The sequence below is a fragment of the Tolypothrix tenuis PCC 7101 genome (assembly GCF_963874875.1).
Classification (GTDB): domain Bacteria; phylum Cyanobacteriota; class Cyanobacteriia; order Cyanobacteriales; family Nostocaceae; genus Aulosira; species Aulosira tenue.
On sequence record NZ_CAWNJS010000001.1, the window covers coordinates 503,897 to 526,200 of the forward strand.

The window sequence follows — 22,304 nt, forward strand, 5'->3', positions numbered from 1 at the left end:
TGCTGTTATTGACCTTTACAAAGCACTTGCCGCATTTTACGCATATTAGCAGGTAATTCAAAGTTCATTGCTTGTTGAATAATAATTGAAGGAATCAAGAGATTGGGAGTAGCTTGCACATTATAAGCAAGCAATGTGCCATTTCCGCAATCTTGTAACTCTAAATTAGCTTTAAAGTCTTCAAAAGTTCCTTTTTCCATTCGGAACTGAATTTGCTGTCCTAAAACTTCCACAACATTCAGATAAATTTCTACCTGTGCTGTAAAAAATAAGAAAGCTTTTTGTGCAGCTTGGTATAGACGCTTAACTTCTCCTTTAGACACAACCTCACTTTTAGTAATGTCAGGAAAATAATGTACCCAACGGGGGTAGTCAGTTAATTGTTGCCAAACCTGCGATCGCACCAGTGGGACATACATCCAAGCAGTGACAGCACCACCCCACGCGGTGTGCGATTCTGTTTTTACCAATATTTCACCCTGTATGAGCAATTTTTGCTCGTTTTGACTCCAAGGCATATCTGAACCTTTAATAGTTGAGTCTGAGATGTGAGACGCAGACATATTTCCTACCTTGACTCCTCAACTTATCCACATACTATTTGAACTGCGAACCTACAAACTGGATCGAGTTCGACCCCTTAAATTCTAGTTGCAGTTCACCAGATCTATTTTCCGGAAATAGTGATTTCTCGGTAAATTTTTAGTGAATATACTGAGAGAATATGTATTTTAGATGAAGCAAATTTAAATAAAATATTGAAACGCTTTTACGCGAGTCACACTATTAAGTAAAAAAGGAAATTTATAAAGGATAGAATGGCACAAACATTATCAAATATGCAAGTTACTTTCAAAAAATATTGAGATCAAAGGAAAAATAGATGAGTCAATCTTCTTTAAATCGTAGATTAACCCAAGTTTTCGGTATCCTATTAGGCATGGGAATAGCCGTATGGTTGCTGAGAGGGTTTGGCGTTCTCACTTTTCTCCCCGGTGGCATTATTTGGCTGTTATTTCTGGCAGCGATCGCAGTCGCAATTCTCAGTTACGTCCAAAAAACTTGGTGGCGGTTTTAGGGGATTGGGGACTTGGTGAGGCAGAGGGGCAGGGGGCAGGGAGCAGGGGGAAAATTTTCAATTACCGATTACCAATTACCCATTACCCATTACCAAACCCCTCCCCAGTTAGTGATGCATGGTAGAAAGCCTATGGTAAAGTGCAGCAAAATCGGCAATTTACCAGGAGAAAGTACAATGTCTAAGTACATTTGTAGTGTTTGCGGCTATGAATACGACCCCGAAGTAGGCGATCCAGATAGCGGGGTAGAACCAGGCACAACCTTTGAAGAAATATCTGATGATTGGGTATGTCCAGTTTGCGGCGCTGCCAAAGAAGAATTTGAACCAGCAGAATAAGTGAGAAAATAACAGCTAGGCTAGAAAGTAGTTGTGATTGAGACCGATTGTAAACTTGTTACCGTTGAAAGTTGTAGTTATTGGGGGCGGGGCTGCGGGATTTTTTGGTGCGATCGCTTGCGCTAATGCTAATCCTCATGCCCAAGTTATTTTATTAGAAGCAAGCCGTCAGCCACTAGCAAAAGTTCGCATTTCTGGTGGTGGACGCTGTAATGTCACTCATGCTTGCTTTGAACCCGAGAGGCTGGTACAAAATTACCCCAGAGGCGAAAAAGCTTTGCGGGGCGCTTTTTCGCGCTTTATACCCCAAGATACAATAGCTTGGTTTGCTAAACGCGGAGTCACGCTGAAAACTGAATCTGATGGGCGGATGTTTCCCATCACCGATAGTTCACAAACAATTGTTGACTGTTTGATGAATGCAGCCACAAACGCTGGGGTAGAACTGCGCGTAGGTACACCTGTGGTTGCAGTCCAACGAGAAACTGAGACAACAGGGTTTGAGATAATTTTGAAGTCGGGAGAGAAGCTAAAGTGCGATCGCTTACTCCTCGCCACAGGTAGCAGCCTGGTAGGGTATAAAATTGCCCAGGAGTTAGGGCATCAAATTGTATCGCCTGTCCCTTCATTATTTACCTTTAACATTCCCGATCAACAATTAAGAGCATTAGCCGGAATTAGTGTTAACCCGGTACAGTTGCGTTTGCCTATGAGTGGCAAAGCTGCTTTACAACAAACTGGATCTTTACTGATTACTCATTGGGGTTTAAGTGGCCCCGCAGTTTTGAAGCTTTCAGCTTGGGGTGCGAGAGTTTTATATGAAAGCCGCTATCAATCGAAATTACTCATTAATTGGCTACCTGATTTATCACTAGAACAAGTGAGGGAAAAAATCTTAGCTGTCAAAACTGAATGGGGAAAGCGACCAATTGCTCTACATCGCGGCGTTGACTTACCGCACCGTCTCTGGCAATATATTCTTACGCGTGTAGGTATAACTACAGAACATCGGTGGGCAGAACTGTCTAACAAAACTTTAAACAAGATGGTGGCAGAACTGACTCAAGGAGAATACTTAATTGCAGGTAAAGGAGCCTTTAAAGAAGAATTTGTCACCTGTGGAGGTGTTAATCTTAAAGAAGTCAACTTTAAAACAATGGAAAGTAAGTTGATTCCAGGTCTTTACTTTGCAGGTGAAGTATTAGATATAGATGCTGTGACAGGTGGGTTTAACTTCCAAAGTGCTTGGACTACTGCACATCTAGCTGGTATATCTATAGGAATGAATAATTAAGTTTTACTTAACTTAACAATTAGTTTGGGTAATTGTTCGGTAATTCTAGCATAAATACGTAATTAAAAATCTTCTTTATATTATCAACATAAAATAAATTTGGTGAGACATAAAAATTAAATACTCGGTAAAGATGCAGTGAATTTTGTAGGTATGCGAGCTAGAAATGTTAACTTCTAACTAGCGAAAGCTCTTTCATGCGAAACCAAAAGTCGAGTTAGATGAAACAGATAGCTCTAAAAACCAGGGACAATCTACCTACTGAAGTTCATCCCCCTCTCGAGATAGATTCATCAATTGTTAATTTGGTGAGACAATATCTAAGTAGTATTACCAGTTGGGGAGGCAAGTTCAGTAAGCTCTTTAATGAGATATTCGGAGGCTATGATGTGGGAATTACATCTGCCAGTCGGATATATGTTACCTCTTGCCAACACCATAGCTTAAGTAATACCTGACAATTGCTATAGCTAGAGCGAAAAGGCAATGTGGCAACCAAAACCTTAATTACTATAGTTAAGTAATGAGTAAGCAAGCCACAAAAATTAAGAGGAAACCATAAATACTTACGTCTTGCTACTACGTAAAGTTTGAATTAAGAACTAATAAATAACCAATTTAGCAGCTTCTTCGTCTGTAAATTTTCTACAAGTTGAAGAGCAAAAAATTCTTGTGCATATATAACTTATGTGTACCTTGCTGCTGATGACATTGCAGTGCTTACTTAACGTCGCACTCAAGTTTTTAATCAACCTAACTCAAGTTGCAATTCAGCAAACAAATATCCTTGCTGACTGAAATAATCAAAGTAAAGTTTATGACAATAAAAACTGTAACTAATGCCCCCTTCAGAGAGCAGGGCTGTTTCATTCCACAAGATGAAGGAGTTTGTCAATATCATGAGAGAGAAATCTGTGAGCAATTGTGATGGAATGATAACCATTGCGACGAAGAATATTGAGTGCGATCGCTCTGATAATGGAAAGATTAGCAGGAGCGTTGCCAAGACGGATTGTAGAACAATCCTCTTTGAAAACAACGTCTTTCACCCAGTGAAGGCAGTTTTCGATACCCCAATGACCACGAATACCGAGAGCAAATTCCTTGGCGCTGGCGATCAGACTGCTAATATAACAAACAATTTCATGATATTTCTTACCCTTTCTCGTACCAATTCTTTCGACCCTGACTAAAGATTTTATTCCAGTCCATAACGGGTCAATTCCATTGATATCATGAAAGACTTCTACAGTACGTGTTGTACATCTATCTCTAGTTTTTTCGGTCTCAACTATACGAGAAGTAGGTTTTTTTGTAGCAGCAATACGTTGAATATGACTATGTAGTTTGGGCTGATTATCTTTAACAGCAATGACATAATCATTACCGCCCTCGATAATTATTTGACAAGTTTTTTTTGACAATGTAAGGAATCAAAGCTCAAGACCACACCTTCTAGACCCAATGCTGTGACTAACTCTTGTACAACTTGAATTTCGCTTTTATGCTGGTTCTCAAATTTCTCCATCCCGATAACCAGCCCTTTTTTTCCAGCAAATACTGATACTATGCTCACAAAATTCTGATGAGATGAACTATAGTTTTGTACTGTACCCTTAATACTTTTGCCGTCTATAGCACACCATTGTGATACCTCTAAATCCACATAATTTTTTGCCCATTCATTAAATTTATGAGCCAGTTTATCGAAATCCACTCCCATGACTATACGTCGGATTGTTGAATATGAGGGAACCCCATGTTTTTGAATGCCAAATTTATTTATTAATACTCGACTATGCCTTTTGACGAAATCCCCCCATCCCCGATATCCCACGTATCCATTCATTGTTCCCATTATGACAAATAGCAACACCAGCCACAGTGGATGTCTTCGTCCATCAGTCGTTCTAAAATCTTCCACTTGCTTTAATTGTTCAATCAGATCTGCACCCATATTTTTTCCCCTCAACACTTGCTATTTTACGTGTTTTAGGGAATGAAACAGCCCTGCTTCAGAGAGGCACCCCTAGACTTACGTGCATCTGTACCTATTAGGCTAAGAAAGGGCTTATGGTGGCTAAGATTCCTGACTCTAGGTTTACTAGACTCCACAGTTCTATTCCTAGCTTGGATATTGGCGAAATATCATACTGATGCTGTAGATTTTACCTGGCAAATACCAAGCACTTTTTCACCAATACTCATGACTATTGCTATTCAAATAGTAGCATTAGCCATTCAAGGTAATTATCAACCTGGAAAAAAGCGTTACGACTATTTAAATATTCTCAAAACATTAACTTTTGCCCACGGATTAATACTAGCTTTTGTATTTTTATACCAACCTGATGTTGACATTTCTCGTGCAACATTAATCTGGTCTTGGTTGCTCAGTACATCTTTAGTTAGTCTGGGCAGATTTACAACAAACGTGACACTCGAACATCTTCGTCATCGCAAAATATTAGGACAGTCTTATGTTTTTATTATTTGCGATCCCGAAGATACCGAAAAGTTTATCAGCCTGATCAAAAAAGAAAAGCGTTACATCATCTGCGGAACTGCTAGCCCCAGATGTTTAGATCGTTACTATCGCCAAGAGACTTTAGAAAAGCTCAATGATTTAGGCGTAACTGAAGTATTTATCGCTTGGAATGCCATCAAAAATAGAATGTTTATCCGTTGGCTATTTCAGTCATCTGGTATTCTGGTACATCTTTTGTCAGCAGAAATCAAAAACATTTATAGAAATGTTGAATTTAATGAGATTGGTGGCGTAACTTGTCTTAGTTTAGATTGCCCTATCATCACAGCCAAGGATTTTTGGATCAAAAGAAGTTTAGACTTTTGTTTAGCAGCAATCTTAATATTTTTGTTATCCCCAATTTTTCTGGCAATTTCTGTAGCCATCAAGTTAGATTCTCCAGGCACAGTCTTTTATCGACAAACCCGCATTGGTTTACGTGGCAGACCTTTCCAAGTATGGAAATTCCGGACAATGAGGTCGGATGCGGAGAAATTGCAAAGAGAGTTAGAGGCATTAAACGAGACTAAAGACGGAATCATTTTTAAGATTAAAAATGACCCTCGCATTACCCGTGTAGGCTCATTTCTGCGTCGTTATAGCCTAGATGAGATACCTCAACTTTTTAACATTCTTTGCGGAGAAATGAGTTTGGTAGGCCCTAGACCTTTACCTACCAGAGATGTAGATAAATTTTCTGAACACCATTTTATCCGTCATGATGTTTTACCTGGAATTACAGGTCTTTGGCAAGTTTCAGGCAGATCAAATATCTTAGATTTTGAGCAAGTAATCCAGATGGATCTTAGCTACATTGAACATTGGTCACTTTGGTTAGATTTTGAAATTTTGCTCAAAACAGTCAAAGTAGTTTTAACTAAAGAAGGCGCTTACTAACGTCTATTAATTAGCAATACTGAGTACTCACACTATCCATAAATATTAACTTGTGGAAGATAGCAAAATATCTAAAACAAGTCACATAACTGCGGTAACTTTTGGATAATTTTAGTCTAAATATTCCATACCGAGTTTTACTCAAAAAAACAAAATCACACCAAAAATATAGATAATGGGACAGACAAAAGTTCTCATCAATTCTCTGTCACTTTTAATAAATCGTCTGGCACAAGGGGTTACAACTTTTGTCTTAAGTGCGGCTATAGCTCGTAATTTGGGAGCTTATGCTTTAGGTCAATACCTATTAGCAATCAGCTATTACTATATCTTTGTCAACCTTGCTTCTCAAGGTTTAAAGACTTTGTTTACGCGAGAACTTTCCCGTTCGCCAGAAGAAACTCCTGTTTATCTCGTGAGTGGGACTTTATTGCAGTTAATTCTCAGCTTTATCGGCTACTTGGGACTTGTAGTTTGGGTCTTTTTGTTACCCTATAGCGCTGACACATCAATTGTTTGTTACGTTATGGGTTTAGCTATTTTGCCCTTTGCGCTTTCTAACATTACAGAAGCAATTTTCCAAGCCCAAGAAAAAATGCATTTGATTACTATCTCAACCGTGCCAATTTACATCATGCGTTTATTGGTAATGCTTTGGGTTATGCAAATGCGTTATGGAGTAGTACATATTGCGGGTATATTAGTTATTTCTGAATTATTAATTACTATAATTCAGTGGATTTTACTCACTAGAATGATCCAACCTCAATGGCAAATTAGACGAGACTTTATTTTCAATACTATCAAAGCGGCTCGGACATTTTTTGCGCTTGAAGGTGTAGGAATTATTGCTGGTAAGTTAGACGTACTCATACTCTCCCTGTTAGGGAATGAATTTTTAATAGGTCTTTATGGCGCTGTTACACAATTAATGCAGCCATTTTATATTGTGGCCAATAGTGCAAATATGGCAGCCTTTCCCCGTATGTCTAAGGCAGTATATTTGGGCAAAGAAGAACAAAGAGAATCTACAGAAAATATTATTGAGCTTCTACTTTGTATGGGGTTACCTTTTGCATTAGGATTGTGGTTCTTTGGCAAGGATTTATTATTATTTGTTTATAAAGATCAAAGCTTTTTACAAGCAGATACAATTCTGCATTTAATTTCATTAGGAATTATTGCAGGTACATTTTCTAAAGCACTGAGTTATTTATTAATAGCGAACGGTCTAGAGAAATTTAACCTTTTAGAAGTTGCTTTAACATCTACAGTTGGCGGATTAGCAGGCATAGTATTTATTTCACAATATAAGTTATTAGGTGCCGCATTGATGGGTTTGGTGATGTCTTTAGTAAACTTTAGTTTATATATGTATGTTACATATCGCCGTCTTTTTTCATTGCGTCTATGGAATGTCCTGCGTCGTCCACTACTAATCACATTTTTAATGTTAATTGTATTTCTGCTATTAGAAAAGCTAAATTTAGATTTCTTAGTAATTTTAATCACATCAATCTGTGCTTATGGCTTATTAATGGGTTCAATGACTGTGCAACAATTAGGAGGTATTCATAAAATCAGGCAGAAAATATTTAAAGAAGGCTAATTAACAGCATCTTTAACGATGATATTATGTCGTTAAAGATGAAATTTATTTGTTTACTAGCCAATAGCCAAAAATCTAAACACCAGAAATGAGGTTACTTATCTAATAACACAATAATTAAAATATCAATAATTTCATCCATTTTTAATTAAAATTTAATTGTAAATCAAATGGCTATTAAAGTCGCTTTACTCAATTTTTGCTTTGATGATTACACTATTGAATTAGCCAATAGCTTAGTGAATTATGTTGATTTAACTTTAATCCAACAACAAAAGAGTGCCCCTGCTTGCAAAGGTGTACTAGATGAACGTATTCCAGTACTGAGATTTGAAAAACCACCTATGCGTCATCCTGGCAATATCCGTTCCATAGCGGAGATGATGCGTATTATTCGAGAAGTTCAGCCTGATGTTCTCCATGTTCAAGAATCTAATGATATTTGGTATTTATTAAATCTTTTATTCGCAAAAATGCCACCCCTAGTGACCACAATTCACGATGTGTTTGGTCACCCAGGTGATGGAGAACAAGTATTTGCTTCTCAATATACTCGACCTATAGCGTTTTACCGTTCCCAACAATTAATTGTCCATACACAACAGCATCAAGAAACTTTAAATCAACAATTTCGTATACCAAAAGAAAAAATTAATATTCTGCCACATGGTGAGCTTGGCAGTTTATATCAGCGCCGTACACAGAAATATAGCTTCCCCAAAGAGCCATCTACCTTGCTATTTTTTGGCAGAATTTGGCCATACAAAGGCTTAAAATATTTGCTACAAGCAATGCCGTTAGTTGCTGAACATATTCCTGATGTGAAGTTAATTATTGCTGGTAGAGGCGAAAATATTCATCAATATTTTCCGCATGGATATGATGAACAGCGCTACGAAATTATTAATAATTTTATTTCCAATGAAGATGTAGTGAAGTTATTTCAACGTAGCACAGCTACCATTCTGCCATATATTGAAGCGTCTCAAAGTGGCGTAGCAGCTTTATCATATGGTATGGGAACACCAATAATTGCTTCGGAAGTGGGAGGTTTAAAAGAGATAGTTCGCGACCAAGAAGATGGTTTTTTAGTTCCACCGGGTAATGTGGAAGCGCTAGCTAACGCAATTATTCATTTATTAAGTGACCCCCAATTGCAGCAAAAAATGCAAATTGCAGCGCTATCTCGCTCTCAGCAAGACTTGAATTGGTCAAATATTGCTGCTCAAACAGTAGATGTTTACCACAAAACTATCAAATATGCGTAAATGAAGCACTTTTCAGTATCAGGATATGAAAAAACTTTGGGGATTTTTTGAGCAAGCATTCACAGTTTTGTCCCTGTTACATTATTCAGGTGGGCCACTAGTATTGATATTGATGGGTGGTCAAAGTGAGGGAGAAGCTCTAGTCCAGGATTTTGACTCTATCCCAGTTAGGATACTGTTCATAATTATTTATGCCATTACGCTATTGCTATTGATTGCTCGCTGGAAAAAAGTAATTTATTTACTCCGCAAAGATAAATTTATCTGGAGTTTAGTGGCAATTGCAGTATGTTCTATTTTTTGGTCTTATGACCCAGCTACTACACAGACTAGAGCTATTGGATTAGTAGGAACAAGTTTATTTGGAATTTACTTAGCCACACGTTATACCCTCAAAGAACAGCTTGAGTTATTGGCATGGACATTTGGTTTAGCCGTTATTTTAAGTTTAATGTTTTCTGTAGCATTACCCAAATATGGTGTAATGGGTGGGGTACATGCTGGAGCTTGGCGGGGTATTTACCCTCATAAAAATTCTTGTGGCATTATCATGATGCTAAGTTCGCTGGTATTTTTGTTACTGGCTATTGACAAAAAAGAAAAATCTCTGCCTTTATGGTTGGGATTTGGATTGTCAATCATCATGTTGTTAATGACAAGATCAACATCATCTCTTTTAAATTTTGGGAATATGATGTTCGCATTCTTTTTCTTTCGAGGATTACGCTTGCGATTAGATATGATGATTCCAGCCTTATGCTTTTTTGGTTCTATATTTGCCAGTTTATTTATTATCCTGCAGTCAAATAGTGATAGTATCCTGGCTTCTTTCGGTAAAGGTTCTAACCTCAGCGGTCGTACAGATCTATGGTTGGCTGTGTTGGATATGATTTGGAAAAAGCCTTTGCTAGGCTATGGTTACGGTGCTTTTTGGCTAGGTGAAAATAGTGAAGCTGTGAATGTTTGGTACGCAGTTGGGTGGAAAGCACCTTATGCTCACAACGGATGGTTAGATATTTGGCTGACAGTAGGAATTTTAGGATTAGTGTTATGTGCATTAGGTTTTACATTCAGTTTAATACGGTCATTAATTTGGGTTTCCCAAACCAAAACTGTTGATGCTTTTTGGCCTGGAATTTACATTACATATATCTTTTTAGCTAATATGACAGAAACAACATTTATGGTGCAAAATGATATATCTTGGGTGTTATACGTAGCCGTAGGACTCACTGTGTTACTACCACCAAAAAATCATAATCAACAGTTAAATAAACATAAATTGACTGCAACATAGATTATTAAATTGAAATCATGAATAAAATATTGATGATTGGCGCAAGTCTTCAACAAAATGGAGGCATCGCAACTGTTGAGAAACTAATAATTAATTATATTAATTATCCTATAGAAATTGAGCATATAACTAGTCATGATGAAGGTTCAATTATACACAGATTAATAGTATTTACTAAAGCTTTAATCAAGTTAATTTGGTGTCTGACGATTCAAAAAATTGCCCTTGTACATATTCATCTTTCAGATGGAGGTAGTGTTTTACGCAAAGCAATTTTGCTAATTGTAGCTGTAATCTTCGGTAAGCCTGTATTGATGCACGCGCATGGAGCAGAATTTCATGTAACTTACAGTAAATTACCGCTATGGGCACAAAAAACTGTCAGTTGGGTATTTCGCCAAAGCCAAGGATTTATTGTGCTTTCCAATACTTGGAAAGACTATTATGTGAGCAAATTGGGATTGAATCCCAAACAAGTGATTGTGATGCCTAATCCCACAGAAATACCTGCTCAAATTCCCAATCGGGCTAACTCTAATCAGCTAAATTTAGTATTTTGTGGACGGGTAGGTAAACGCAAAGGTGCATTTGATTTAATTGAGGCGTTTGCTAAATTACCTGATAGCCAAAAAGCTCATACCAAGTTGATTTTGGCAGGAGATGGTGAAATTAGCAAAGCACAAGAATTAGCCGATAACCTCAACCTGACAGAGAAGGTAACTTTTTTAGGTTGGATTAATGCAAAACAAATGAATGAGCTATTATCCCAAGCCAATATATTTGTTTTGCCTTCTTATAACGAAGGTCTACCTATGGCTATCTTAGAAGCTATGGGCTGGGGTTTACCCATAATTGCAACACCTGTTGGGGGTATACCTGAATTAGTAGTTAACCAGCAAAATGGTCTTTTAGTTACCCCGGGAAATATACAAGAACTATCGCAAGCAATAGAATTATTAGTTGCAGATGAAAGTTTACGCCTGGCTCTAGGGAAAGTTGCTAGGAAAAATGTTGAGCCATTTGATATTAAAAATTATTGTCATAATTTAGCCGAAACCTATTATTCAATATCGAACTTTCATCCAACTGAGGAGATACTGCATGAGAATTAATATTTGTGGTGTGGAGATAGATAAATATAGTTTTGCAGAAGTTACTAGCCAGATTGTTAATCATGCAATTTCTAGGAGTCAGCCCGAATATGTGGTTACTCCTAATGCTATGCATATTTTAACTTTACAAAAAGATGCCTATTTTCGAGAGATTTACCGCCAAGCTTTTTTAGTAGTACCAGATGGCGTATCTCTTTTATGGGCCGCTAAATTTTTGCAAACCCCCTTAAATGGTAGAGTGAACGGTACAGATTTGTTTGAAAAGCTCTGTGCTGTAGCAGCAGAAAAAGGGTTAAAAATATTTTTATTAGGTGGTCGTCCGGGAGCCGCAGATCAAGCTAAACAAAAGCTCAAAGCTAGACATCCAAATCTGTTAATTGTGGGTACTTATTGTCCCCCTTATGGATTTGAAAACCAGCCAGAAGAATTAGCAGCAATTAATTCCAACATTAAAGCTGCCTCTCCCGATATTCTATTTGTAGGATTGGGAGCGCCCAAGCAAGAGAAATGGATAGCTCAGAATTATCAAGAGTTAGAAGTACCAATTTCTATTGGGATTGGCGTAAGCTTTGAGCTAGTGGCTGATATGGTCACAAGAGCGCCAATCTGGATGCAAAAGTCAGGTCTAGAATGGTTGTTTCGGCTGATAGTTGAACCTAGCCGTTTGTGGAAGCGATATATTCTGGGCAATCCTACATTTATTTGGCTGGTATTGAAGCAGCGTTTTCAGACATTAATGTTGAACTAATCATCAATCAATAATCAGAGGGTAGAAGAGTGAAAATTAGTATTGGTATACTTGCTTATAACGAAGCTAATTGTATTAGCAGCACACTGCAATCTTTATTTGCACAGAGTATATTTCAAACAGATGATAGTAATATAGCAATTGAAATTGTGGTAGTGCCCAATGGTTGCACTGATGAGACAGCTGCGATCGCACGTACCACATTAGACAAGTTGGTTCAGTCTACCGTTAATCCTGGTGTCTCTGGGAAAGTCTGCGAAGTTAAAGAAGCAGGTAAGCCTAATGCTTGGAATAATTATGTCCATCAGTTTTCTGACCCCAGCGCTGATTACATATTCCTGATGGATGCGGATATTCAATTTCTGGCTCCTAATACTCTGCATTCAATGGTAGAAGCCTTGGAAGTCAATCCTGATGCTTGTGTATCTGTAGATACATTAGTCAAGGATGTAGCCCTGAAGGAGAAGAAAAGCTTAATAGATCAGCTATCGCTGGCTGTTTCTAAAGTATCAGGAGCTAAATCAGTCTGGATTTGCGGGCAGCTTTATTGTGCTAGGGCGGCCGTATTACATAGAATTTGGATGCCCAAAGGTATTGAAGTAGAAGACGGCTTCTTGTGGAAGATGGTTGTGACCAATTTGTTAACTTCCCCAGAAGTACCAGAACGGGTGGTACGTGCTGATTCTGCATCCCATATATTTGAAGCTTATACTGACATTCGTCGCTTACTCCGCCATGAACGATGGTTGATTTTAGCTAACACCATCAACACATTGATTTATGAAGACTTACAAGCCATCTGCAACCAGCACCAAGATGCAGGTGCAATTATCAAAGCTCGCAATGAACAAGATCCATTATGGGTTAGCAAGTTAATCCAGGCCAACGTTTCCCAAAAAAGCGGTTGGGTAATTCCCTCATGGTTGCTGTTACGTCGATTTAAGAGCTTGCTGCAATTATCCTTACATAAAGCAGTGCTGTTTTTGCCTGTAGCAGTCACCGCATTTTGTGTAGATTTACTGGTTTGTTTGCAAGCCAATGAGAAATTAAACAATTGGCAAGAATACATTTCTAATAAGGCGTGAATCTATCAAGTAACAGTGATGAACTGTGTAGCCTAGAACGTTAAGGGTTAAGGATCGGTCAAAAGGTGCATCTTCATTTTTCCCAGTTATACATCCCCGATCCCCACTACCCCCCAAGTTCCCCAGTCCCTATTTTCAAATCGATAAACTTAGCTCACAAAATGAGGATGATGCGAAATGGTAAAAAATAGGATGCTGAATAGAAGAGGATTCTTGTACTTAGGCTTAGGAACGGCAGCAAGTATAGGTGCTTTGACAATTAGCAAAGCAATGCCCCCAAAGAAAACTATACCTGTATCTCCCTTACGCAGAGATTTTCAGGTAGTAGGACAAACTCCTTTAAAAATCCGTGCTGCTAGTAAGGGGTTAATTTATGGAGCAGATTGCGGTACTTTAAATTTAGAAGCAGAGCCAGAGCTAGCAAAGGTGCTTGTCAGAGAATGCTCGATGTTAGTTGCAGGCTTTCTCAAGTGGGATTTACTACGTCCAACACCTGATAGTTTTGATTTTCAGCGGGGCGATTGGTTCGCAAAATTTGCACGCAATAATAAGATGTCGTTGCGCGGCCATACCTTAGTATGGTATATGTCTTTGCCTGCTTGGTTTAAAGAGACAGTTAATAAGCAAAATGCCAAGCAGTTTTTGACGCAACACATTCAAAAAGTGATGGGTCATTATGCTGGGCAAATGCATTCTTGGGATGTGGTCAATGAAGCGATCGCAGTCGAGGATGGATACTCTAGAGGTTTGCGAAAGATGCCTTGGTTAGAGTTTTTGGGGCCAGATTATATTGAAATGGCTTTTCGGATTGCAGCTCAAGCAGACCCCAAAGCTCAATTAGTATATAACGACTATGGGCTGGAATATGACACTCCTGAAAATGAAGCGAAAAGGAATGCCGTTTTAAAGTTACTCGAGCATTTAAAATCTAGAGAAGTCCCAATTCATGCCTTTGGCATTCAATCTCATCTGTTAGCTCATGAAACCCGCTTTAATCCTCAAAAATTACAGAAATTCTTGAAAGAAGTGGCTGACTTGGGTCTCAAAATTATGGTGACAGAGCTGGATGTCATAGACCAAGAATTACCTGCGGATGTGGCTGTTCGCGATCGCATAGTTGCTGCAGCTTATGAAGATTACTTAGGTGCTGTCCTAGAAGTACCCGCAGTTAACGCTGTGATCAATTGGGGATTGAGCGATCGCCACACTTGGCTGGCGGAATTTCAAGCTCGTAAAGATGGCGCAGCAGTCAGACCCTTAGCGTGGGATGCTGACTTCAAACCGAAATTGGCATGGAATGCGATCGCTAGAGCTTTTGACAAAGCACCTAAACGCTAAGTTTTAGTATTTTTACTGAAACCAATAACAGCTCTTATCAATAACTTCATGGTTTTTTAATCTAATTAGTATATACTACTGATACTAATAAGATAGTAGTCTTAATTTAAATAGTAATATTTAATGCCCATATCCAGTAAGTAGTTGTTTACTTTATTGCCTTGAACCTGCACTTTTGAAAACTTTTTGTTGGGATGAGCTATGGAATCAAGAGAATCTATTGATTTCGACTTGAGTCGTTATTTATCGATGGTGAAACGGCAATGGATACCGGCAGCCAGTATCTTTGCATCGACAGTGGCTCTTAGTGTTGTCGCAACAACATTGCTCAAGCCATCCTATGAAGCAGAAGGCAAACTATTATTTAAAACACCCAGTTTTAATGTCGTGGGCTCTGAACTCTTACCTAGCGAAAGTCAAGCTAGAGGAGATTTGAGACCTTTAGTATCAACTCAAAACCCGATCACTACTCAAATAGAAGTTATCACTTCACCTTTGTTGTTGCAAAAAACCATAGATGAACTACAACTAAAAAACAAAGAAGGTAAACCTTTAACAACAGAAGCACTAAAAAAAGCCCTAAGTATCAAAATTATTGGTGGCACAGATGTGTTGCTAGTTAGCTATCAAAGTCCTAACCCTCAAGAGGCGGCCGCAGTAGTTAACAACGTGATGAATCTCTATTTAGAGAATGATATTCTCACCAATCGCGCCGAAGCAGAAGCAACACGCAAATTTATGGCGAAGCAACTGCCTAACAATAGAAGTGCTGTTCAGGATGCGGAAGCGGCGCTCCGCATATTTAAACAAAAATATAACATCGTAGATTTGGCAGAGGAGACGCGATCTGCAGTTGCAATTATTGGCAATTTAGACAGTAACATTAACGGTGTTAAAGCTGACTTCGATCAAGCAACTGCTCAAACTAATGAACTGCGTCAAAAAGTAAATTTAAATTCTCAAGAGGCTCTCTCGGCAAGTGCTGTTAGTCAGTCACCTGCGGTACAAGGAATTCTCACTCAACTGCAAGACATAGACAGACAATTAGCCAGCGAACGCAGCCGATTTTTAGATGATAATCCAGTAATTGTTAACTTAGAACAAAGGAAAGCTAACTTACAAGCTCTCCTCAAAAAAGAAATTGGTCAAACTGGTGCTGGGCCAGTCAATTATCAACCAAAAACCCTACAAATAGGGGAAACCAAACAAAACCTCATTAGAGATTTTCTGCAATCAGATGTTCAACGCCGAGGCTTAGAACAAAAGCTGACTTCGTTGTACAATTCTCGCTCGGTTTACGAACAAAGGGTAAGAATCATACCCCAACTAGAACAACAACAGAGGGATCTAGAACGGAGATTGGAAGTTGCCCAATCAACCTACCAAACTCTCTTGAAAAAGGTTCAAGAATTACAATTAGCGGAAAATAATAATACACCAAATGCTCGCATCATTGCTAAAGGTTCTGTCCCCAACAAACCAACATTAGGATTGAAACCTTTCATTTTGGTGCTAGGTGTTTTATTAGGTGCATTTTTAGCCACCACTGCTGTTATTTTCCTTGAAACTAGAGATAGATCTCTGAAAACACTTAAGGAAATCAGAGAAATATTTGGTTATACCTTATTAGGCATAGTTCCCTCATCTACGAAAAAGATTCGCTCTCGTTATCGCGAAACAGAGATAGCTACCCAAGAAATTGCAGTTATCGATTCACCTACTTCCTTAACTAGCGAAATTTACCGGATGATTCAGGCTAACCTGAGATTCCTGAGTTCAGATAAGGTACTCAAAACCATTGTGGTTAGTAGCGCAGTTCCTAAAGAAGGTAAATCTACAGTTTCTGCCAACTTAGCAGCTGCGATCGCGCAATTAGGACGCAAAGTCTTATTAATTGATGCTGATATGCGAGTTCCAACACAGCATCATCTCTGGCAAATTACCAATACAGCCGGTTTGAGTGAAGTACTTGTAGGTGAAGCGGAATTCAAAACTGCTGCATCTAACGTCATTGAGAATCTAGATGTCTTAACAGCTGGGGTTAGACCTCCTAATCCATTAGCTCTGTTAGATTCTAAACGGATGGCGACATTAATTCAAGAATTCTCTAATCAATATGACTTTGTCATTATTGATGCTCCACCCCTATTGTTGGCTGCTGATGCTGTGACTTTAAGCCACATGACTGATGGCATTTTACTAGTGGCTCGTCCTGGGGTAATTGATTCTAACAGCGCTAATAATGCCAAAGAATTGTTACAGCGCTCCGGACAAAATGTCTTAGGTTTATTAGTGAATGGCATTAATGAGAAAAATGAGTCTAGCAATGATTTCTATCATGCTAAGGAATATTTTAGTGCTGACACAGTAACAACGGAATCTGAATCTGGAGTCAGAACTTGGAGCCAAAGATAATTCAATAACTAAAAAACCTAGTTAGTTATAAAGAAATCTCAGGGGTTTGCACCTCTGGGATTTTTTATTTTGGGAAGGTTTGGATAGCAGCTAATAGTTGTTGGGTAAGGGGGAAGAGGGAAGGGTAAAGGGAGTAATACCAATTCAAAATTCTCTCTTGGAAAGTTCTGATGCCTGCGGCAACCCCTTCGGTGTACGGAGGAAACCTCCGCTCAGACTTTCCGCAAAATTCAAAATTAATAAAGCCATATGTAGCAAGGGTTTTTGAGTTTGGATCTGTTGCTGAATTTTGGAGAATTGGTATAAGATCAATTTTCCAAAATATGGCTACATATAGACAGCAGAGGGGCAGAGGGAGAATTATCTGTAGCCTGGATTTAGAGAAATTGTATAAGAAAAAACCTTTAACCCTTACCTTTCTCCTGCGGAGACGCTACGCGTAGCTTGCTTAAGCGCAGGGGTACACCTTTTCCCTGGGTTATCTACAACACTGCTGATGAAGAGAAGGAATATCATTGCTGAAACTCTACTTTGGTTAAAAAATATTACTGATTTTTAATCGATGTTTTGGTGAAAAGATAAGAAAACATAATTTTTGTAAGCGCGATCGCCTGCACCTATATTCACTAAAAATTCTGGCAATACTTTCTACCAAAGGTTTTTAACTACGAAAAACAAGCATTTACAACTACCCTGTGTGCTATATCCGGTTAAAATCAAGCAATTATTTTTCTAGATTTTTGCGGAATGTATCATCATAGGCTGGAAGTCAATGTTGCGATTTAATCTTTAGGAATTGCTACCTAGTTCAATAGTTAGCGCTAGTATATCTATGTCTTTTTTCGCAGTATAAATATGGTGCAAAATTTTTACGTAAATCCAGGGACAGGCAATGATAACAACTCTGGTACTCAACAAGCCCCCTTTAAAACTATTACCAAAGCTCTCAAAGTTGCTACTCCAGGCACCAAAATTCAACTGACAGAAGGTACTTACAATGCAACTACTGGTGAAGTTTTCCCGCTAACCGTGGCATCTGAGGTAACGGTAGTAGGTAATGAAGCCAATAAAGGTAGCGGTATTTTAATTGAAGGTAGTGGTAACTATCTCAGCCGTACTTTTGCAGGACAAAATGTCACATTTGTGATGCTGAATGGGGCACAACTGCGGGGTGTAACTGTAACAAATCCAGCTAGCCGTGGTTCTGCTGTCTGGGTAGAAGCTGGTAGACCAACAGTTGCAAATAGCACGTTTACTCAATCTAAGCGTGAGGGAGTGTTTGCGACTGGCGATGCTGATCCAGAGATACTCAGCAATGTGTTTTCTGAAAATGCTGCTAATGGTGTTTCTATAGCGAAAAATGCTAAAGGGCAAATTCAAGGTAACACTTTCTTCAAAACAGGTTTTGGCATTGCGATTAGTGATGCAGCTGCACCCACACTCATAGATAACAAAATATCTGAAAATCGGTCTGGAATTGTTATTTCTGGGACAGCACGCCCTATACTACGTAATAATTTCAGCGAAAAAAACACTGATGATGGTCTAACAGTGATTGCCAGCGCCTTACCAGATTTAGGCAGCGCTATTAGTCCTGGAGGTAACGTCCTACGCAATAACGGTAAATTTGATTTGCAAAATGCAGGTACCAATAAATTGATATCTGTAGGAAATCAAATCGACCCAACTAAAGTCAGTGGTAGCATCGAGTTTGCAGCTAGTCCGGTGACACCAACGCCAACGCCAACACCCACGCCAACACCGACACCGACACCAACGCCAACGCCCACACCCACGCCAACACCGACACCAACGCCAACACCCACACCAACGCCAACACCCACACCAACACCAACCCCGATACCAGTCCCGACACCAACACCGACACCCACGCCGACACCCACACCTGCACCTACTGACTTAACCGATATTGGCAATCATTGGGCGGCGGCTTTTATTCGGGAATTAGTGAAACAGCAAATAGTTAGTGGTTTTCCCGATCGCACATTTAAACCTGATGCGACGATGACTAGGGCGCAATATGCTGCCTTATTAGTCAAGGCTTTCAACCCATCTCCCAACCGTGCTGCTAGCAAATTCAAGGATGTACCAGCAGACTTCTGGGCAGCTAAGGTAATTCAACAAGCATACCAAGGTCTGTTTATGGCTGGTTTTCCTGATGGTACTTTCCACCCCAATCAAAATATCCAGAGGGTGCAAGTTATCGTCTCGCTAGTGAATGGGCTGGGGTTATCTGCGGATGATGTAACATCTTTCCAATTTGATGATCAAGCCAAGATTCCTGAATATGCCAAGGATGAAATAGCAAAAGCATTAGACAAGAAAATTATCGTCAATTACCCCAACCCCAAACAACTCAACCCTACCCGCGATGCTACACGCGCTGAGGTAGTGGCGCTAGTTTACCAAGCTTTAGTAGATGCCGGTCGTGTAGCGGCGATTAACTCGCCTTATATCATCAGTGCTTGATGCCTTGATACTACCCCAATACTGCTCGGTTAAGGATTTTCAACTCGGAATTTAGTTTAGGGAAAAGGTTAAAGGCTAAGGGTTCAAGGTTTTTCTTGCCCCTTTTCCTCTTCCCCTTTTGCCCTTAACCGATAAGTATTGGATACTACCCTGACTTTAGTGACCGAAGCGATTTTAGATTTTAGATTTTGGATTAAATGAAAATTTGAAATCTAAAATATTTGGTCTCAAGCCTCTGGGTTAACCCAGAAGAAAAACCAAAATTTTTCAATGTTTAAGCCTCTTCTTTATCAGGAGAGGTTAATCCAAAAGACGCTCGCGGACTCGCTCTAAGCGTTCGCGGTAGCGTCTCGTAGAGAAGCTATGCCGTTGGCGAAGCCTCTCGAAGAGAAGGCTTTACGCTGCGCTATCGTCAATCCAAAATCCAAAATTGAATGACGGGGATTCTACATTCACAGACTCGCCGCTAAATTTTTTGTAGGGGCACGGCATCCACAATATTTTGGCATATCAAATATATGACTGGTGCCTTGCCCTACCCATCTGTTGGGTTCTTTTTTCAAAATCGTCTAATTTTAGATTTTAGATGTGAAATTTTAAATCTTCATGCAAAATTTCTCATCCATCTAAAATCCAAAATTGATTTATAAATGCCGAATAATACGGCAAGGATTACCCGCAGCGACTACATTTGCTGGTACATCTTTAACTACTACACTCCCAGCGCCAATAGTAGTATTGTCACCAATGGTTACACCTGGACAAATAATTGCACCACCGCCAATCCAGACATTATTACCAATAGTAACTGGAGCAGCTAGTTCTCTACCAGAAAGCCGAATATCGGGTGATGTGGGATGGTAAGCAGCGTATATTTGCACATAAGGGGCGCACAACACATTGTCACCAATATGAACTGTATTGCAATCTAAAATTACACAACCATAGTTCATATAAAATCCATCGCCAGCATAGATATTACTGCCATAGTCACAATGAAATGGCGGCACAATAGATATCTTTTTCCCTATCTTCCCGAATAATTCTTGCAAAATTTGTCGTCTTTGCTCTTGTTGTTCTTCTGTTGTAGCGTTGTACATTCGTAAAAGACGACTGGCTCGCTTGTTATCACTTGCTAATTCTGCATCTTCTGCAAGATATAATTCGCCGGAGAGCATTTTCTGCTTTTCTGTTTTTTCCATCACAGAATTTTTAGATCTCCTAAAATAGGATTAATAGCATAGAGAAAATTCAGAATTATTTTAGATTTTCCTCTTGACTTGGCAATCATAAGCTTGCTTACTTATAAAGTACTCGAGTCATGCCAATGCTGTCCTATTCATAACTAAATAGATAGTTACTCGACAACTAGCTAATGGATGATTGTGGTACAGGCTACTATCTATACAGTCGATCAAAATATTCCATAACGCGCTTTTCCCTGACGTTTTGCACGGTACATAGCAATATCAGCATCCCGGAGCAGATTTTGTGGTTCGTCATAACCATGACCACTCAAAGCAATACCAATGCTAGCTGTGGGACATATTTGATATCCATTAATGTTGAGTGGGACGCTTAAAGATTCTTGAATGCGTTTGGCTACATTGGTAGCATCTGTAACATCTTTGATATCCTCTATCAGTACGGCAAACTCATCACCACCAAACCTGGCTACAGTGTCACCACTACGCAAACATGACTCTAAGCGGCGAGCGATCGCTACTAAAAAATCATCTCCTATGGAGTGCCCAAAGCGATCGTTAATTCCTTTGAACCCATCTAAATCTAAAAATAAAACGGCAAAATTATAGTCATTCCGCCGTTTGCTACGTTCTATTGTTTGTCTGAGGCGATCTATAAACAAAACTCGATTGGGTAGTGCAGTCAGCGCATCATGACAAGCATTACGCAGCAGTTGGGCCTCTATTTGCTTGCGTTTAGTAATATCCTGAAGAACTAAAACCGCACCACTAATATTTCCATCCAGATCACGGATGGGTGCTACACAATCACCAATCGGTACTTTTTTCCCATCCTTGGCTAGCAGGGTGCAGTTGTCTGGGAGATTTAACACCTCACCTGCTTGGATTGCCTGTGTAGCTAAATTATCTATGACTTCATCCATATCTTTATCAATTAGGCTGACAACTTCTACTAAATCTTTGCCATAGGCTTCTTCTTGCTTCCAACCTGTGAGGGCTTCCGCTACAGGATTCATCATTTGGATACGGCCATTAGCATATGTCACAACTACTGCACAGCCCATACTATTAATGATTGCTGTCAGCCTTTGTCTTTCCTCTTCAAATTTTCTGCTGATTTGGTGCTTGTAAATAGCCATTTCTACAGCAAAATGTAAGTCTTTTTCAGCACATTGTTTCGGAATGTGGCCGAAAGGCTCACTTAGTTGCTGTTGATGTAATTTAATTTCTTCCGAATAGTCCGTTAAATATAAAACGGGTATGTGGAAGTGGTTCTGGATAATATCCACAATTTTGATACCATTGATCTCCCTTGCTAAACAGATATCAATTAATACTAAATGTGGATTTGTCTCTGCTACTTTCTGGAGGACATCATCATCTGAAGCAGTAATTTCTGGAACTGAATATCCTAACTTCTGCAAACTATTTCTTATGTCTAAAGCTAGGACTTTTTCATCTTCAACAACTAGGATTTTGTGGTCGAACATGTTAGGCTAATCTGTTGGCTAAGGTTCCGATTTTATTTTCAGTCTCTACTCACTCTGAAAATCAATAATCCTATGATAATCAATCTCTAATCTACCTGTGTAGTTGCTTGAC

The 22,304-nt window shown here is 39.2% G+C and carries 16 protein-coding genes and 1 pseudogene; 13 read left to right on the plus strand and 4 right to left on the minus strand.

The features are described 5' to 3' along the window. Positions 1–5 precede the first annotated feature (5 nt). Positions 6–563, minus strand: a complete 558-nt coding sequence (locus AACU25_RS02045) for an SRPBCC family protein (protein WP_096573688.1) — start codon at positions 561–563, stop codon at positions 6–8. A 320-nt stretch (positions 564–883) separates the two neighbouring features. Here AACU25_RS02045 and AACU25_RS02050 point away from each other — a divergent pair, with 320 nt between their 5' ends. The 3 genes from AACU25_RS02050 (at position 884) to AACU25_RS02060 (ending at position 2,711) form a co-directional block, all read left to right on the plus strand. Further along, positions 884–1,078 (plus strand): hypothetical protein, encoded by a 195-nt coding sequence (locus AACU25_RS02050; RefSeq protein WP_045869239.1) that lies wholly within the window; start codon positions 884–886, stop codon positions 1,076–1,078. 177 nt (positions 1,079–1,255) lie between these two features. Further along, positions 1,256–1,417 carry a rubredoxin gene (gene rd / locus AACU25_RS02055; RefSeq protein ID WP_045869643.1) on the plus strand — a complete coding sequence of 54 codons (162 nt, stop codon included), beginning with the start codon at positions 1,256–1,258 and terminating at the stop codon, positions 1,415–1,417. 55 nt (positions 1,418–1,472) lie between these two features. Continuing rightward, positions 1,473–2,711 (plus strand): aminoacetone oxidase family FAD-binding enzyme, encoded by a 1,239-nt coding sequence (locus tag AACU25_RS02060; RefSeq protein ID WP_096573689.1) that lies wholly within the window; start codon positions 1,473–1,475, stop codon positions 2,709–2,711. Between the two features lie 866 nt (positions 2,712–3,577). Here AACU25_RS02060 and AACU25_RS36880 read toward each other — a convergent pair. Then, a pseudogene (locus AACU25_RS36880) lies at positions 3,578–4,638 on the minus strand (ISAs1 family transposase); the annotation flags it as partial. Between the two features lie 72 nt (positions 4,639–4,710). On the opposite strand from AACU25_RS36880, the gene AACU25_RS02075 reads away from it, so the two are divergent. The 10 genes from AACU25_RS02075 to AACU25_RS02120 all read left to right on the plus strand — a co-directional run bounded on the left by AACU25_RS02075 (position 4,711) and on the right by AACU25_RS02120 (position 19,497). Then, entirely contained in the window at positions 4,711–6,135 is a 1,425-nt protein-coding gene (locus AACU25_RS02075; RefSeq protein WP_096573692.1) for a sugar transferase, read from the plus strand. A gap of 175 nt (positions 6,136–6,310) precedes the next feature. Further along, positions 6,311–7,744: an oligosaccharide flippase family protein gene (locus AACU25_RS02080; protein ID WP_096573693.1), complete on the plus strand. Its 1,434-nt coding sequence runs from the start codon at positions 6,311–6,313 to the stop codon at positions 7,742–7,744. A gap of 170 nt (positions 7,745–7,914) precedes the next feature. After that, complete coding sequence (locus AACU25_RS02085; RefSeq protein WP_096573694.1) at positions 7,915–9,012, plus strand: glycosyltransferase family 4 protein; 1,098 nt, start codon at positions 7,915–7,917, stop codon at positions 9,010–9,012. 25 nt (positions 9,013–9,037) lie between these two features. After that, complete coding sequence (locus AACU25_RS02090; RefSeq protein ID WP_096573695.1) at positions 9,038–10,309, plus strand: O-antigen ligase family protein; 1,272 nt, start codon at positions 9,038–9,040, stop codon at positions 10,307–10,309. A gap of 17 nt (positions 10,310–10,326) precedes the next feature. Beyond that, complete coding sequence (locus AACU25_RS02095; RefSeq protein ID WP_096573696.1) at positions 10,327–11,421, plus strand: glycosyltransferase family 4 protein; 1,095 nt, start codon at positions 10,327–10,329, stop codon at positions 11,419–11,421. Further along, the gene (locus tag AACU25_RS02100; RefSeq protein WP_096573697.1) at positions 11,411–12,169 is read left to right on the plus strand and encodes a WecB/TagA/CpsF family glycosyltransferase; all 759 of its coding nucleotides are present in this window, start codon (positions 11,411–11,413) and stop codon (positions 12,167–12,169) included. The genes AACU25_RS02095 and AACU25_RS02100 overlap by 11 nt, the downstream gene beginning before the upstream one ends. A 29-nt stretch (positions 12,170–12,198) precedes the next feature. Then, positions 12,199–13,254, plus strand: a complete 1,056-nt coding sequence (locus AACU25_RS02105; RefSeq protein WP_096573698.1) for a glycosyltransferase family 2 protein — start codon at positions 12,199–12,201, stop codon at positions 13,252–13,254. Between the two features lie 177 nt (positions 13,255–13,431). Then, positions 13,432–14,592, plus strand: a complete 1,161-nt coding sequence (locus AACU25_RS02110; protein WP_096573699.1) for an endo-1,4-beta-xylanase — start codon at positions 13,432–13,434, stop codon at positions 14,590–14,592. Positions 14,593–14,793: 201 nt separating this feature from the next. Further along, positions 14,794–17,007, plus strand: a complete 2,214-nt coding sequence (locus tag AACU25_RS02115) for a GumC family protein (protein ID WP_096573700.1) — start codon at positions 14,794–14,796, stop codon at positions 17,005–17,007. Positions 17,008–17,862: 855 nt separating this feature from the next. Then, positions 17,863–19,497, plus strand: a complete 1,635-nt coding sequence (locus tag AACU25_RS02120) for a DUF1565 domain-containing protein (protein ID WP_096573702.1) — start codon at positions 17,863–17,865, stop codon at positions 19,495–19,497. Between the two features lie 644 nt (positions 19,498–20,141). Here the strand turns inward: AACU25_RS02120 and AACU25_RS02125 are convergent. Together AACU25_RS02125 and AACU25_RS02130 are read right to left on the minus strand one after the other, a co-directional pair. Next, on the minus strand, positions 20,142–20,699 hold the full coding sequence (locus AACU25_RS02125; protein ID WP_096573703.1) for a sugar O-acetyltransferase: 558 nt from the start codon (positions 20,697–20,699) through the stop codon (positions 20,142–20,144). A 212-nt stretch (positions 20,700–20,911) separates the two neighbouring features. Continuing rightward, positions 20,912–22,192, minus strand: a complete 1,281-nt coding sequence (locus AACU25_RS02130; RefSeq protein ID WP_096573704.1) for a diguanylate cyclase domain-containing protein — start codon at positions 22,190–22,192, stop codon at positions 20,912–20,914. Between the last annotated feature and the right edge of the window lie 112 nt (positions 22,193–22,304).